The organism is Micromonospora sp. M61 (genome assembly GCF_018070245.1).
GTDB classification, from domain to species: domain Bacteria; phylum Actinomycetota; class Actinomycetes; order Mycobacteriales; family Micromonosporaceae; genus Micromonospora; species Micromonospora zamorensis.
Window position 1 is genome coordinate 36,939 of the sequence record NZ_JAGPYA010000002.1, and the last position, 15,405, is coordinate 52,343.

Here is a 15,405-nt window from a genome sequence, read left to right on the forward strand (position 1 = left end):
CTCCATCCCAGGAACGTTAACCGGCGACCTTTTCGCTGACCGTCTCGGCGGGCTCCGCCGGCGGCTTGGCACCACTCGTGCCGCCACCGGGGGTGCCGATACCGGCCATCGCGAACGCGCTGCCCGTGCCACCACCGGCCGGGGACAGGTCGTAGCTGCTCTCGGCGTGCTCGGCGATGTCGATGCCCTCGACCTCGTCCTCACCCTTGACCCGGAAGCCGATCGTCTTCTCGATGACGAAGGCCAGCACCCAGGCGATGCCGAAGGACCAGACGGTGACGATCAGGCCGGCGAGGGCCTGCCGTCCGAGCTGGGTCGCGCCGCCACCGTAGAAGAGACCGTCGGAGGCGCCCACCACGTCGCTGATCGCGGCGTTGACCGAGTTGGTGGCGAAGAGACCGAGCCAGAGCGAGCCGATCCAACCACCGACGAAGTGCACGCCGACCACGTCGAGCGAGTCGTCGTAGCCGAGCTTGTACTTGAGGCTGACGGCGAGCGCGCACACCGCACCGGCGACGATGCCGAGCAGGACGGCCGCCCACGGGGCGATGAAACCACAGGCCGGGGTGATGGCGACCAGGCCGGCGACGGCACCGGACGAGGCGCCCACCATCGTCGGCTTACGGGTCTTGACCCACTCGACAGCGATCCAGCCGAGCACCGCCGCCGCCGTGGCGAGCTGGGTGTTGATGAAGGCGAGGCCGGCGACCGAGTCGACGGTCAGCTCGGAGCCGGCGTTGAACCCGAACCAGCCGAACCACAGCAGACCCGCACCGAGCGCGACCAGCGGGATGTTGTGCGGCTTCATGCCCTCACGCGGCCAACCGAGCCGCTTGCCGAGCACCAGAGCCACGGCCAGGGCCGCCGCACCGGCGTTGATGTGCACCGCGGTGCCACCGGCGAAGTCGAGGGCATGGATGTCGGCGCCGATGATGCCGCCGCCCCACACCCAGTGGGCGACCGGGAAGTAGACCAGGGTGGCCCAGCCGAAGGCGAACAGCAGCCAGCCGGCGAACTTTGCCCGGTCGGCGATGGCACCGCTGATCAACGCGACGGTGATCACCGCGAAGACCATCTGGAAGGCCATGAACACGTAGAGCGGGACCCCGATGCCGCTGGGGTTCTCCGCCGTGGCACCCCACAGGTCGGTCTCGGCGAGGAACGTCTTGGTGCCGAGGTACGCGCCCGGGTCGCCCCAGAAGCCGTTCACGTCGGTCCCGAAGGCGACGCTGAATCCGTAGAACCACCACAGAATAGAGATGAGCCCGATAGCGGAGAAGCTCATCATCATCATGTTGAGTACGCCCTTGGCCCGGTTGAGGCCGCCATAGAACAGCGCCAGTCCCGGGGTCATGAGCAGCACGAGCGCGGTCGAAACCAGCAGCCACGTGGTGTTGGCGCCGTCGATCGTCGGTGCTTCAGGCACGCTGGCCTCCTAAAGGGTGAATTCCTCCTTCGCGGCTTTCCGGGGCAGCGTCGCCCGTAGGCCGGTTGCGCGGAAGCTTCGCGGCCGGCTGTTTCACACAGGGTCCCGGGCGGGTTTCCGTTTCGTGACGGGTTGTTTCGTACGTGTCACGAAGTCCGCACAGTCGGCGGCATGGACAATGGTGGATCGTTCGGACGGTGGACGTCGATGGCTGACCGGCCAGGCCCATCGACCGGTCCGCTTGACGGGACCGGCCGAGCATCGAGCGGTCGACGGTCAGCGGAGGGCGTTCTCCAGTGCGTGCCGCTCGTAGTCGAGCAGCCGCAGATCGCGCATCGGTCGGCGCAGGTGGCCCTTGTGCACGATCCGGACGAACGCCGGCTCACCGGCGGCGGCCATCCGGCGGATGCCCTCGACGTGGTCCACGATCCGCTTGCGGATGGTCCGGATCAGCCGGTGCCGGTCCCGAGGGATCAGCCCGTACGCGTCGGCGAAGAGCCGGAGCCGGCGCGGCCGGTCCGGGTGCTTCCAGCCGAGCGTGATCGAGTCACGGTCCGCGAAGATCGGCACCCAGGTCCAGGCCGCGTACGCCACGTCGTAGATCCGCGCACCGGGTGAGGCGAGGTCGAAGTCGATCAGCCCGAGGGTGCCGTCCGGCCGCCAGATCACGTTGTGCGGCGCTGCGTCGTGGTGGCAGATCACCTCGGTGTCCGGTGGCGGGGGCCCGAACGAGCGCCAGACCGCCCCCGGCTGCGGGGTGAAGCCGTACTGCGCGTCGTGGAACATCCGCAGCATGGTGGCGACGGTGACCAGCGCCTCGTCGGTCACCCAGTGCGGGGCGAGCGGGTATTCCCCGCACTCCCCCTCCAGGTACGACAGCACCTCACGGTTGCGCTCGTCCATGCCGAGCGCCCGTGGTGCGCCGGTGAAGCCCACGTACTCCAGGTGCCGCAGCAGGGCGTGCACGGACGGTGTCCACGGCCCGGCGTTGCGGCGGACCGTGTCACCGACGCGGACGACGGTGCTCACGTTGCCGCCGTGCAGCGGGATCTCCTGCGAAGTCACGTACGGTCTCCCGAGGCGCTGCGAGGGGTGGCCGGGGTCACGCCAGCCCGCGTATGCGCGGTTGTCACTGGACACCCGAGACTACGCGTCCCGTCCGGTGGCCTCGGTCCCCAGCAACGCGTCGACGAACTGCGCCGGGTCGAACGGGGCCAGGTCGTCCTTGCCCTCACCGAGGCCGACCAGCTTCACGGGGATGCCAAGCTTGCGCTGCACGGCGATCACGATGCCGCCCTTGGCGGTGCCGTCGAGCTTGGTCAGCACCACGCCGGTCACGTTGACCACCTCGGTGAAGACCCGGGCCTGCTCCAGGCCGTTCTGGCCGGTGGTGGCGTCCAGGATGAGCAGTGTCTCGTCGATCGGGCCCTGCTTCTCCACCACGCGCTTGACCTTGCCCAGCTCGTCCATCAGGCCGACCTTGTTCTGCAGGCGGCCGGCGGTGTCGATGAGCACGGTGTCCACGCCGGTGTCGATGCCGCGCTTGACCGCGTCGAAGGCGACACTGGCCGGGTCGGCGGCCTCGGGCCCCCGGACGGTCTCCGCGCCGACGCGGGAGCCCCAGGTCTCCAGCTGGTCGGCGGCGGCGGCCCGGAAGGTGTCCGCGGCGCCGAGCAGGACGGTACGGCCGTCGGCGACCAGCACCCGGGCGATCTTGCCGCAGGTGGTGGTCTTGCCGGCGCCGTTGACGCCGACGACGAGGACCACCGCCGGCACGCCGTCCTTCGGGGCGGTCCGCAACGAGCGGTCCAGGCTCGGGTCGAGCGCGTTGACCAGCTCGGCGGCGAGCAGTGCCCGCAGCTCGGACGCCGAACGGGTGCCGAGCACCCGGGTGCGCTCACGAAGCCGGTCGACGATGTCGCGGGTGGCGTCGACGCCGACGTCGGCGGTGATCAGGCTGTCCTCGATCTCCTCCCAGACGTCCTCGTCGAGGTGGTCTCGGGCGAGCAGGCCGAGCAGGCCCTTGCCGAAGACGTTCTGCGAGCGGGACAGTCGCGAGCGGAGCCGGACCAGCCGCCCGGCGGTCGGCTCGGGCACCTCCACCGGTGCGGGCGCCTCGATGACCGGCGGCGGCTCGACCAGGACGCCGGTGGACAGTTCGGACTCCGGTGCCTCGACCGGCGGGCCGGCGAGATCTTCCTCGGCCCTGGTGTCGACCTCGGTGTGCGGCAGCGGGGGCTCGGGCCGACGCCGCAGGCGCGGCACGACCAGCCCTACTGTGCCGGCGATCAGCACACCGAGCAGGACCAGAGCGAGGACGAGATATTCGGCCATGCCGGAATCCTGTCAGATGCGGGCGGCGGCGTCTCAGCCACCGCACCCGGGGCGGTGCCCGGAGTCTCAGCCGCCGCACCCCGAGCGGTGCCCGGAGTCTCAACCACCGCACCCCGAGCGGTGCCCGGAGTCTCAACCACCGCACCAGGCCGGTGCCGGGAACCGGCGGTAGGCTCGGCCGCATGCCCGCCGCACACCTCCTCATCGGCCCACTCCTGCGGCGAGTGGTGGACACCCGAGCGACCGTCTGGGTGGAGACGGCCGCGCCCGCCGTGGTCACCGTCCGCACCGCCGACGGCGCCACCGGCACCGCGCCCACCTTCTCGGCGTACGACCACCACTACGCCCTCGTGGTGGTGGAGGGGCTGACCCCGGACAGCGCGACCACCTACGAGGTGGTCGTCGACGACGAGGTGGTCTGGCCGGTGCCGAGCAGCGGCTTCCCGCCGAGCGTGATCCGCACCCGGGCCGCCGACGACCGGGACCAGCCGGTCAACCTGATCTTCGGCTCGTGCCGCGAGACCACCCAGCACTCCACGACCCGCAAGCTGCCACCGGACGCGCTGGACGCGTACGCCCGACGGTTGATGGCCGACCCGGAGGCGAACCCGCCGCCGGACCTGCTGGTGCTGCTCGGTGACCAGGTCTACGCCGACGTCACCTCGCCCACGGTGCGCCGGCTGCTGCGTCGGCGCCGGCGGCGTCCGAAGGGCGCCCCGGCCGACCAGGTGGTGAGCTTCGACGAGTACACGAAGCTCTATCTGGAGTCCTGGCGTGACCCGGAGATCCGTTGGCTGCTCTCCACCGTGCCGAGCGTGATGATCTTCGACGATCACGAGATCATCGACGACTGGAACACCTCGGCGGCGTGGCGTGCCGAGATGCGCGAGCAGCCGTGGTGGCAGGAGCGGATCGGCAGCGGGCTCGCCTCGTACTGGGTCTACCAGCACCTCGGCAACCTCTCCCCGGACGAGATCGCCGCCGACCCGGTCTTCGCGAAGGTCGCCGCCGCCGAGGACGCCACCGGGGTGCTGCGCGATTTCGGGCACCGGGTCGACCAGGAGTCGGATGTGGCGCACGACACCGAGCGCTGGCGCGCGGTGCAGTACCAGTGGAGTTACGCACTGGACCTGGGCCGGACCCGGCTGGTCATGCTCGACAACAGGTGCAGCCGGGTGCTCGACCCGGGCAGCCGGGCGATGCTGCCGCCGGGCGAGTGGTCCTGGTTCCTCGACCAGGCGCACGGGGTCTACGACCACCTGGTGGTCGGCGCCTCGCTGCCCTGGCTGCTGCCGCAGGGCATCCACCACATCGAGGCGTGGAACGAGAAGCTGGCGGACTCGCGTCGCCCCTGGGTGGCACGCGGGGCGGAGAAGCTGCGCCGCGCACTGGACCTGGAGCACTGGGCGGCGTTCCGGCGTTCCTTCGAGGCGCTGGCGGAGACCTTCACCCGCATCGGCACCGGCACCCCCCGGCAGTCCGGCGCGCGGGTCGGCGCCGGTCCGGCGTACGCCCCGCCTGCGTCGATCAGCGTGCTCTCCGGGGACGTGCACCACTCGTACGTGGCCCGGGCCCGGTTCGGCGACCCGGCGGTGGTCACACCCGTGCACCAGCTCACCTGCTCACCGATCCACAACCAGGTGCCGGCCGGCATCCGTCCGCTGATGCGGCTCGGTTGGTCGGCCGGTCCGGCCGGTGCCACCCGGGCGCTGGCTCGCTCCGCGGGTGTCCGGCGGCCGGGGGTGCGGTGGCGCAAGTTGGCCGGTCCCTACTTCGGCAACGCGGTCGCGACCCTGACGCATGAGGGGCGCAGGGCTGACGTGGTGATCGAGGGCACCACGAAGGACGGCCACCTACGCCCCGTGATGCGGCGCCGACTCTCGGCCGCCGCACGGCCGACCTCGCCGTAGTCTCTACGCGTGGACGAGCACCTGCCAGAACCGATCCGGGCGGTCGAGCACGAGTTGACCGCCCTGCTGCGCCGTGGGCGGGCGGTTTCCTGGGAGATCGCCCGCGAGGTGCACCCGAACCTGGAGCCGAACACCTACGGGCTGCTGCTCTGGTTGCGGCGCAGTGGGTCGATCCGGTTGACCGAGTTGGCGGCGCGGCTCGGTGTGGGCAAGGGAACGCTGAGCCGGCAGATCAACGCCCTGGAGGTCCTCGGCCTGGTCTACCGCGACCCCGACCCGAGCGACCGACGGGCCGCGCAGATCACGTTCACCGAGGAGGGCCAGCGCCGGTTCGACGCAGCCCGGTCTGCGCGGGTGGGAGAGTTGCTCCGCACGCTGAACGACTGGCCGGCCCGGGACGTCGAGGAGTTCGCCCGGCTGTTGGGCCGGTTCAACGACTCCTGGCAGTAGCGCTCCGAGACGGGGAATAGCGCACCGCTCCGTCAGGTTGTTGCTTCAGGCAACCAAATATACGGTTGCCTCAGGCAACTCTCAGGCGACCCTCGCGAAACCGCCCCCGTCGCTTCACCTCGACTCCCTCCGGAGGCAGCAACGATGACCCAGGCGACAGCGCCCCCACGGGCGACCGGCGTCGACATGACGCACCGGCAGATCCTGCAGGCCCTCTCCGGCCTGCTGCTGGGCATGTTCGTCGCGATCCTCTCCTCCACGGTCGTCTCGAACGCGCTGCCGAGGATCATCACCGAACTGCACGGCAGCCAGTCCGCGTACACCTGGGTGGTCACCTCAGCCCTGCTCGCGACCACCGCGACCACCCCCATCTGGGGCAAACTCGCAGACCTGACCAGCAAGAAGCTCCTGGTCCAGATCTCCCTGGGGATCTACGTGCTGGGCTCGGTGCTGGCCGGGGCCGCACAGGGCACCAGTGAGCTGATCGCCTGCCGGGTGCTCCAGGGAATCGGCGCCGGCGGCCTCACCGCGCTGGCCCAGGTGATCATGGCGACCATGATCGCGCCACGCGAGCGGGGCCGCTACAGCGGCTACCTCGGCGCTGTGATGGCCGTCGGCACCATCGGCGGCCCGCTGATCGGCGGTGTGATCGTGGACACCTCCTGGCTCGGCTGGCGCTGGTGCTTCTACGTCGGCGTGCCGTTCGCCATCGCCGCGCTGGTCGTGCTCCAGAAGACCCTGCACCTGCCCGTGATCAAGCGGAAGGCACAGATCGACTGGTGGGGCGCCACGCTGATCACCGCAGCCGTCTCGCTGCTGCTGATCTGGGTCTCGCTCGCTGGCGGCCAGTTCGCCTGGGCCTCCTGGCAGAGCGCCGTCATGGTCGTCGGTGCCCTGGTGCTCGGCGCGCTGGCGATCCGGGTCGAGACCCGGGCCGCCGAGCCGATGATCCCGCCGCGGCTGTTCCGCAACCGCACCATCACCCTGGCCGTCGTCGCCAGCATCGCGGTCGGCGTAGGCATGTTCGGCGCCTCGGTCTTCCTCGGCCAGTACTTCCAGATCAGCCGCGGCCAGAGCCCGACCATGTCCGGCCTGATGACGCTGCCGATGATCCTCGGTCTGCTGGTCTCCTCCACGCTGAGCGGACGGATCATCACCCGTACCGGCCGCTGGAAGAGGTTCCTGGTCATCGGTACGGCGCTGCTCACCGCCGGCTTCGCGCTGATGGGCACGCTCCGGGCCGACACCAGCTTCACCCTGCTCAGCATCTACATGGCGCTGGTCGGCATCGGCCTGGGCATGACCATGCAGAACCTGGTCCTCGCCGTGCAGAACACCGTCGGCACGCACGAACTCGGCGTGGCCAGCTCGACGGTTGCGTTCTTCCGCAGCCTGGGCGGCGCGATCGGCGTTTCCGTGCTCGGCGCGGTGCTCGCCCACAAGGTCACGGGCTACACCGCTGAGGGCCTCGGTCGGCTCGGGATCGCCGCGTCCGGCTCGGGCAGCGGTGGTGTCCTGCCCGACGTGCACACCCTGCCCGGGCCGATCCGGGCCGTGGTGGAGAGCGCGTACGGCCACGGCGCCGGCGACATCTTCCTGGCCGCCGCCCCCTTCGCGCTGATCGCACTGATCGCTGTGAGCTTCATCAAGGAGGTGCCGCTGCGGCAGCACAGCAGCTCTCCGGTCGGCACCGAGGTCGAGCAGGAATCAACCATCGCGGCCGGCGCTGGTGCCGCCGTGGTCCGCACCGGCGAGCAGAGGTGAGGTAGCCAGCCATGAGCGTGGGAGCACCGGACCGCGAGGAGTACGGCCCCCGGACCCGCCCGCTGCCGTTCGAACGCGGCACGGACGGGCCCCGGGTGGTCCTGGTCGGCGTCGACGGCACCCGCACCTCCGAGCGGGCCGGCTGGTACGCCGCCGGCCTGGCCCGCCGGCAGGGTGCCGCGTTGGTGGTGGTCTACGTCAGCTCGACGAGCGGGCTGACCGCCCTGATGCCGGGGATGGACGCCGGCGCGGTGCAGCGGACCCACGACGAGCTGGCCGCCGATCTGCGCCGGGAGTGCCGCCGCGGGGCCGAGGAACTGGGCGTACCGCTGACTTTCCTGTCCCGGCGCGGTGACGCGTACGGGGAGTTGTGCGCGGCGGCGGACGAGTTCCAGGCCGACATGGTGGTGGTGGGCGCGTCCGAGCAGGCCGGTCACCGGCTGGTCGGCTCGGTCGCCACCCGGCTGGTCCGCACCGGCCGGTGGCCCGTCGTCGTGGTGCCCTGATAACCGGTCGCGGCTGTCGTACCCGAGCCGCAGGATGACCCGATGACGACATGGAGAGCACCGGAGATCGACCGCAGTCACGAGCCTCTGGTCGCAGATGAGCGCACCATGCTGGAGGGCTGGCTCGACTACCACCGCGACACCCTGCTGCACAAGTGCGCCGGCCTGACCGCCGAGCAGTTGCGCACGGCAAGCGTCGAGCCCTCCGGCCTGAGCCTTCTCGGGTTGGTCCTGCACATGACCGACGTCGAGCGCTCCTGGTTCCGCCAGCGCTTCGCCAGCCAGGCCCTGCCCGACCTCTTCGACTACTCCACCGACAACGACGCCGACTTCCACGCTGCGGCGGGCGCCGACGCGGAGGCCGCCTTCGCCGCCTTCCGAGCCGAGGTCGAAGCGGCACGGGCGGCCACCGAGGGACGGTCGCTGGACGAGACGTTCATGCTGACCCGCAGCGACGGGACACGCACCTTCAGCCTGCGCTGGGCGTACCTGCACATGATCGAGGAGTACGCCCGGCACAACGGCCACGCCGACCTGATCCGGGAACGCATCGACGGCGTCACCGGCGATTGACCCGCTGCCCTCGTCAGCCGGGGCGCCCGGCCCGGAGCAGGTGCTCGCCCAGCGGGGTGAGCGTGTGTCGCACCGCCGGGCCCGCCCGGCGGGTGGTGACCAACCCGGCCGACCGGAGGATGGTGGCGTGCTGGCTGGCCGAGGCGAGGGAGATGCCGACCGTCCGAGCCACCTGTGAGGTGCTCGGACCGTCGGCGATCGCACCCAGCACTGCCGCTCGGGTGCGCCCCAGCAGGTCGGCCAGGGGTCTGCTGCTCACCAGCGCCCGTCGGGTGGGCCGGATCGGGTAGGCCAGCACCATCGGGCCGGCCGGGTCGTCCAGGACGCAGGGTCGGGGCAGCAGGTACGACGGCACCAGCGTGACGCCTCGGCCGGCCGGGGCCAGGGTGACTCCGTTGGCGAATCCGCACTCGTACGACAACTCATACCGCTCGCCGTACGGCTTCCAGAACAGGTACGGGCTCAGGTCACGCAGGACCCGGTCGATCCCGGCGTCCACCATGGTGTGTGCCCGCACGGCCCGGTCGCCGTGGACCGCTGCCGTGATCGTGTCCTGGTACGGCGCGACCGCGACCTGGTGGAACGCCCGCATCGCCGCGCTCAGTCGCTGCCGGGCGGCCGTCTCGCCGGAGGCGAGGGCACCGACCCGGGCCGGCAGGTCGCCGGCGGCGATCCGGGGGCGCAGTTCCGCCGCCAGCGTCGCCGTCGGGGTGGCCAGCACCTCGTCCAGGGCGGCCGGCAGGTCGCTGCCGAGGCTCGGCGGGGTCAGGAAGTCCGGAAACCACCAGGGCAGCCGGCACAGGTCGAGGTACGGGCGCATCTCCGGGCGCAGCGCCGCCCGGGTGCGTGCCCGCCAGACCGTGAGGTGTTCCGGTGCGGCCTCGAACAGCCGCTGGCCGGCCGCCCCGAGCTCCAGCAGCACCGCGGGTTCGGAGCGCAGGACGGTGCGGCTCAGATCCGTCGCGGTGAGCTGCAACGTCAGCATGAGCCGACGCTAGCCACCCTTCGGCCCTGCCTGAAAGGGCATGGAGCAGGCTGCGACCGGACCGGAATCCTCGGCCCATGAACATCTTCCTTGTCCTGGCCACCAGCCTGGTCGTGCTCACCGGCACCTCGGGAGCGCCAGCGCACGCCGCCGTCGCGCGTCCCGACACGTACGTCGTCTCCGGCGAGCCGGGGGTGCTGCCCGAGGGCATCGCCGTCACCCGCACCGGCACCATGTACGTCACCAGCGTCGCCACCGGCGCCGTCTACCGCGGCGACGTCCGACACCGGTGGCTGCGCCCGTTCCTCCCGGCCGGCTCGGACGGGCGGACCCGCGCCGCCGGGGTCCACGTCGATCGCGCCGGCCGGCTCTTCGTGGCCGGTTACGACACCGCGACCCTCTTCGTGTACGACCCGGACGGCCGCCTGCTGGCGAAGCGGAGCGCGGTGACCGGTGCGGCTCTCAACGACCTGGTGATCACCGACCACGCCGTGTACGTGACCGACTCGGCCAGCGGCACGATCTGGCGGGCCACGCTGGACGGTGGACGCGTCGGCCCGCTCGTACCGTGGCTGCTGCCGTCCGGCTTCCCGGCCGCCCCCGGCTTCCTCAACGGCATCGTCGCCACCGCCGACGGTCGGCTCGCGCTCGTCGCCGACCAGGGCACCGGTGAGCCGGGCAGCGAACGTCTGTGGCGCATCGACCTCGCCGACGCCACGGCCAGCGAGGTCGCCGTGTCGGGTGGACAACTCGGCGCCGACGGGCTGCTGCTGGAGGGCGACCGCCTCTACGGCGTGGTCAACTTCCCCGATCCCGCTGGCGGGTACCGCTTCGCGGTCAACCTGGCGGTGCTGGACGGCGACCTTCGGGCCGCCCGGGTGGTCCGGCAGTCCCACACCGCCGGCCTGGAGCAGTCCCCGACCACCCTGGCCCGCGACCACGACCGGCTGCTGTGGGTCAACAGCCAGCTCAACGCGACCGCGCCGGCACCACCGTTCACGGTGACCGAGGTCCCCGGCCTGCGCTGAGAGGCGGCGCGGCTCAGTGGTCCAGAGCCGCCCGCAGGTAACGCAGATCGGCGTGGCCGCCCCAGCGGTGCGCCGACAGCCCGGCGGAGCGGGCACCCCGTACGGCCCAGTCCTCGTCGTCGACGAAGAGCACCCGGGCCGGCGGGGTGGCCAGGGCCTGGCAGGCGGCCTGGAAGTATTCCGGGGCGGGCTTGTGCACTCCGAGGGTGGAGGAGTTGACCACCACGTCCAGCTCGCCGACCAGACCGAGGGCGGCCAGGTCGGCGTCGAGCAGGTCGGTGGCGTTGGTGCCCAGCCCGACAGTGATCCCGGCCGCGCGTACCTCGCGGACGAAGTCGAGCACCTCGGTGTCCACCTCACCCCGGTAGCGCTGCCACTGCTCCACCGCTGCCCGGGCCCGGTCCGGGCCACCGGCCGGCTCGGCGAGAGCGTCGGCCACGCTGCTCACCCACTCGGCGTGGCTGACCTGGCCGGTGAGCACCGGCTGAAGCCGGCCCCACTGCATGGCGATCTCGCCGAGCACCCCCTCGGACAGGCCGTACTCCCGCTCGACACCGGCAGCCACCGCCGGATCCCACCGGCGCAGTACGCCGTCGAAGTCCAGCAGGAGCGCCGTCGCGCGTTCCCGAGCCACTACCCGTTCTCCTCGCCGCGGCCGTGCCGCTGGTCGTCCTCGTCGGCCCGGTTGAGCCGTTGGCTGATCACCTGGGTGACCCCGCTGCGCATGGTGACCCCGTAGAGCGCGTCCGCGATCTCCATCGTCCGCTTCTGGTGCGTGATGACGATCAGCTGGCTCTTCTCCCGCAACTGTGCCAGCAACAGGATCAGCCGGCCCAGGTTGACGTCGTCGAGGGCCGCCTCCACCTCGTCCATGATGTAGAACGGGCTGGGCCGGGCGCGGAAGATCGCCACAAGCATGGCCACCGCGGTCAGAGACCGCTCGCCGCCGGAGAGCAGCGACAGCCGCTTGATCTTCTTGCCCGGCGGGCGGGCCTCCACCTCGACGCCGGTGGTGAGCAGGTCGTCCGGCTCGGTGAGGATCAGCCGGCCCTCGCCGCCGGGGAAGAGCACCGTGAACACCTGCTCGAACTCCCGAGCGGTGTCCTCGAAGGCGCTGGCGAAGACCTCCAGGATCCGCTCGTCCACGTCCTTGACCACGGTGAGCAGGTCCCGACGGGTGGCCTTGAGGTCTTCCAACTGCTCGGAGAGGAACTTGAAGCGCTCCTCCAGCGCGGCGAACTCCTCCAGCGCGAGCGGGTTGACCTTGCCGAGCAGGGCCAGTTCGCGTTCCGCCTTGGCGGCGCGCTTCTCCTGCACCGGCCGCTCGTAGCGCACCGGCTCGGGCACCGGCAGGCCGTCCCGTTCGGCCGTCGCGACGTCGACCTGGGTCGGCGGAACAGGCTGCGCGGGGCCGTACTCGGCGACCAACGTCTCCACGTCCAGCCCGAAGTCCTCGGCGGCCTTCGCCTCCAACTGCTCGATGCGCAGTCGTTGCTCGGCGCGGGCCACCTCGTCACGGTGCACCTGGCTGGTCAGCCGCTCCAGCTCCGCGCCGAGACGCTTGGCTGCCCCGCGTACCTCCTGAAGCTCCGCCTCGCGGGCGGCGCGTTCCAGGGCGACGGCGTCGCGGTGCTCCTCGGCCGTCGCGATCGAGGTGGTGAGCCGGGTGAGGGCCTCCCGGGCGCCGCCGGCGACGGCCCGGGCGATGCCCGCACCCCTGGTGCGCGCGGCCCGCCGGGCTGCGGCGCGCTCCCGGGCGGCCCGCTCCGCGGTGGCCTGCCGGGCCAGCGAGTCGGCCCGACCGGCGATCGAGGAGACCCGCTCCTCGGCGGTACGCACGGCGAGCCGGACCTCCATCTCGTTCTGCCGGGCCTGCGGCACCATCGCGGCGAGTTGGTCCCGTTCCTCGCTGGACGGCTCGGCGTCGACCGGGGTCTCCTCGGCCAGCCGCAGCCGTTCCTCCAGCTCGGCGAGTGCGATGAGGTCCCGCTGTCGAGCCGCCTCGGCGCGGGAGCGGGACTCACCGAGCCGGTCGGTCTCCGCCTTCGCCGAGCGGGCCGCCGCACCCAGCTCGGCCAGCCGGCGGGCGGCGGCGTTGCGGTGGCTCTCCGCCTCACGCTTCTCGGCGGCGGCGTGCTGCACGGTCTCCTTGGCGGCGGCGACCTCGGCGCGCGCCTCGACGAGCTGGTCGCGCAGCTCCACACCGGCGCGCTCGGCGGTGAGCCGGTTGGCGCGGGCCTCCTCGACGGCGGCCTGCACCTCGATGTAGCTGGGGGCCTTGGCCGACCCGCCAGCCGCCGCGTACGCCCCGACCACGTCACCGTCGGCGGTGACCGCCCGCAGCTCGGGGTTGCTGGCGACCAGGTCGGCGGCTGCGGCGAGATCGTCGACGAGCGCCACGTCGCGCAGTGCCCGGTGCACGGCCGGACGCAGCTCGGCGCTGCACTCCACCAGGTCGGGGGCCCACCGGGCGTCGTCGGGCAGCTTCGGGCGCAGCGCGTCGGCGGAACCGGTCATGCCGGGCCCCGCCGGGCTGCCGACGAGCAGGCCGGCCCGGCCGGCGTCGGAGATCTTCAGCAGGCGCATCGCCTCGACGGCCTCGTCCACCCCGCTGACGGCGACCGCGTCGGCGAGACCGCCGAGCGCGGCGGCCAGCGCGGCCTCGTGGCCGGGCGCGACGGTGAGCAGCCCGGCGAGGCTGCCGAGCAGGCCGGGCACGTCGCCGGCCCGGGCGAGCAGCGCTCCCGCGCCGTCCTTGCGGCGCAGCCCGAGCGCCAGCGCCTCCTCCCGGGCCTTCCAGGTGGCGGCGTCCTTCTCCGCCGCGCGCTCGGCGTCGGACAGCGAGCGCACGGTGGCCTGCGCCCGCTCCTGCACGGCGACCGCCTCGGCGTGCCGGGCGTCCAGGTCCGCGTTGTCCCGGTCGGCCTCGGTGGACTGGGCGGCCACCGCGTCCAGGTCGGCCTGCGCCTGCTCGGCGCGGCCCAGCGCGTCGGCGTGCGCGACGGCGAGTCGTTCGATCTCCTCGCCGGCGCTGGTCGTCCGGGCGCGGGCCGAGTTGACCTGCCCGGTGAGCCGGGCCATCCCCTCCCGGCGGTCGGCGATGGCCTTGGCGGCGGCGACCAGCTCCCGTTCGGCGGCGGCGAGCTGCCGTTCCAGCTCCTGGCGGTGCTCGACCGCCTCGGCCAGCCGGATCTGGTCGTCGGTCAGTGCCCCGCGCAGCTCCTCCTCCTGCTCGCGGACGCGCTCCGCCTCGGCCTCCAGCTGGTCCGGGTCGCGGCCGGGCCGCTCGTCGTCGCCGCTGGCGCTGAGGTGCCGCAGCCGTTCCCGGGCCAACTGCTCGATCGAGCGGAAGCGCTCCTGGAGGGCGGACAGCTTGTACCAGGTGTCCTGGGCGGCGGCGAGCAGCGGCGCGTCCTCCGCGAGGGCGGCCTCCAACTCGCCGAGCCGGCCCTGCACCTCGACGTGCTCGCCCTCGATCTGCTCACGCCGCTCGCGCAGCGCGGTCTCGTCGGCGATCTCCCGATCGAGAGTGGTGCGCAGGGTGGCCAGGTCGTCGGCGAGCAGACGCAGCCGCGCGTCGCGCAGGTTGGCCTGGATGGCGGCGGCACGGCGGGCCACCTCGGCCTGCCGGCCCAGTGGCTTGAGCTGACGGCGCAGCTCAGCGGTGAGGTCGGTCAGGCGGTTGAGGTTGGTCTGCATCGCGTCGAGCTTGCGCAGCGCCTTTTCCTTGCGCTTGCGGTGCTTGAGGACGCCGGCCGCCTCCTCGATGAACGCCCGCCGGTCCTCCGGCTTGGCGTGCAGCATGCCGTCGAGTCGGCCCTGCCCGACGATGATGTGCATCTCCCGGCCGATGCCGGAGTCGGACAGCAGCTCCTGGATGTCGAGCAACCGGCAGGTGTTGCCGTTGATCTCGTACTCGCTCTCGCCGGAGCGGAACATCCGGCGGGTGATGGAGACCTCGGTGTACTCGATCGGCAGCGCGCCGTCGGTGTTGTCGATGGTGAGGGTGACCTCGGCGCGGCCCAGTGGCGCCCGGCCGGCGGTGCCGGCGAAGATGACGTCCTCCATCTTGCCGCCGCGCAGGGCCTTGGCGCCCTGCTCGCCGAGGACCCAGGCGATGGCGTCGACGACGTTGGACTTGCCGGAGCCGTTCGGGCCCACCACACAGGTGATCCCGGGCTCCAGCTTCAACGTCGTGGCGGAGGCGAAGGACTTGAAGCCCTTCACCGTCAGGCTCTTGAGATACACCTTCTCGATCCTCGTCCGGTGGCCGCCGTACCGTCGCCGGCTCTGGGGACCTGGGTGAACTCGCAGACTAACCCGGTGGTGGGAACGGAGGAGCACGCGACCCGCCCCGGGTCGTGTGCGTCGAGGGCGCGAGGCACCACCGCGCTGTTGTTCCGACGGCCCCGATAATGGCGAGAGCAGT

12 protein-coding genes are annotated in these 15,405 nt (G+C 72.1%); 6 read left to right on the forward strand and 6 right to left on the reverse strand.

Going from position 1 to position 15,405, the window contains the following annotated elements; all coding sequences use genetic code 11:
* Window positions 1-16: 16 nt before the first annotated feature.
* The 3 genes from KBX34_RS01350 to ftsY all read right to left on the reverse strand — a co-directional run bounded on the left by KBX34_RS01350 (window position 17) and on the right by ftsY (window position 3,760).
* Window positions 17-1,426 (reverse strand): ammonium transporter, encoded by a 1,410-nt coding sequence (locus KBX34_RS01350; protein WP_088946612.1) that lies wholly within the window; start codon window positions 1,424-1,426, stop codon window positions 17-19.
* A gap of 276 nt (window positions 1,427-1,702) precedes the next feature.
* Window positions 1,703-2,566 (reverse strand): aminoglycoside phosphotransferase family protein, encoded by an 864-nt coding sequence (locus tag KBX34_RS01355; protein WP_172861967.1) that lies wholly within the window; start codon window positions 2,564-2,566, stop codon window positions 1,703-1,705.
* 6 nt (window positions 2,567-2,572) lie between these two features.
* Window positions 2,573-3,760 (reverse strand): signal recognition particle-docking protein FtsY, encoded by a 1,188-nt coding sequence (gene ftsY / locus KBX34_RS01360; RefSeq protein WP_088946610.1) that lies wholly within the window; start codon window positions 3,758-3,760, stop codon window positions 2,573-2,575.
* A 182-nt stretch (window positions 3,761-3,942) separates the two neighbouring features.
* Here ftsY and KBX34_RS01365 point away from each other — a divergent pair, with 182 nt between their 5' ends.
* The 5 genes from KBX34_RS01365 (at window position 3,943) to KBX34_RS01385 (ending at window position 8,963) form a co-directional block, all read left to right on the forward strand.
* Window positions 3,943-5,670, forward strand: a complete 1,728-nt coding sequence (locus KBX34_RS01365; protein WP_210922811.1) for an alkaline phosphatase D family protein — start codon at window positions 3,943-3,945, stop codon at window positions 5,668-5,670.
* A 9-nt stretch (window positions 5,671-5,679) separates the two neighbouring features.
* Window positions 5,680-6,120: a MarR family winged helix-turn-helix transcriptional regulator gene (locus KBX34_RS01370; protein ID WP_231927243.1), complete on the forward strand. Its 441-nt coding sequence runs from the start codon at window positions 5,680-5,682 to the stop codon at window positions 6,118-6,120.
* A 144-nt stretch (window positions 6,121-6,264) separates the two neighbouring features.
* Window positions 6,265-7,884, forward strand: coding sequence for an MDR family MFS transporter (locus tag KBX34_RS01375; RefSeq protein ID WP_210922814.1), 1,620 nt, complete (start codon window positions 6,265-6,267; stop codon window positions 7,882-7,884).
* Between the two features lie 11 nt (window positions 7,885-7,895).
* On the forward strand, window positions 7,896-8,390 hold the full coding sequence (locus KBX34_RS01380; RefSeq protein WP_247667231.1) for a universal stress protein: 495 nt from the start codon (window positions 7,896-7,898) through the stop codon (window positions 8,388-8,390).
* Between the two features lie 42 nt (window positions 8,391-8,432).
* On the forward strand, window positions 8,433-8,963 hold the full coding sequence (locus KBX34_RS01385; protein WP_210922816.1) for a DinB family protein: 531 nt from the start codon (window positions 8,433-8,435) through the stop codon (window positions 8,961-8,963).
* A gap of 13 nt (window positions 8,964-8,976) precedes the next feature.
* Here the strand turns inward: KBX34_RS01385 and KBX34_RS01390 are convergent, their stop codons facing one another.
* Window positions 8,977-9,948, reverse strand: coding sequence for a helix-turn-helix transcriptional regulator (locus KBX34_RS01390; protein WP_099851173.1), 972 nt, complete (start codon window positions 9,946-9,948; stop codon window positions 8,977-8,979).
* 77 nt (window positions 9,949-10,025) lie between these two features.
* On the opposite strand from KBX34_RS01390, the gene KBX34_RS01395 reads away from it, so the two are divergent.
* Window positions 10,026-10,976: an SMP-30/gluconolactonase/LRE family protein gene (locus KBX34_RS01395; RefSeq protein WP_247671328.1), complete on the forward strand. Its 951-nt coding sequence runs from the start codon at window positions 10,026-10,028 to the stop codon at window positions 10,974-10,976.
* A gap of 13 nt (window positions 10,977-10,989) precedes the next feature.
* Here the strand turns inward: KBX34_RS01395 and KBX34_RS01400 are convergent, their stop codons facing one another.
* Together KBX34_RS01400 and smc are read right to left on the reverse strand one after the other, a co-directional pair.
* Window positions 10,990-11,610: an HAD-IA family hydrolase gene (locus tag KBX34_RS01400; protein WP_210792149.1), complete on the reverse strand. Its 621-nt coding sequence runs from the start codon at window positions 11,608-11,610 to the stop codon at window positions 10,990-10,992.
* Window positions 11,610-15,224: a chromosome segregation protein SMC gene (gene smc, locus KBX34_RS01405; protein WP_210922817.1), complete on the reverse strand. Its 3,615-nt coding sequence runs from the start codon at window positions 15,222-15,224 to the stop codon at window positions 11,610-11,612. The genes KBX34_RS01400 and smc overlap by 1 nt, the downstream gene beginning before the upstream one ends.
* Window positions 15,225-15,405 lie beyond the last annotated feature (181 nt).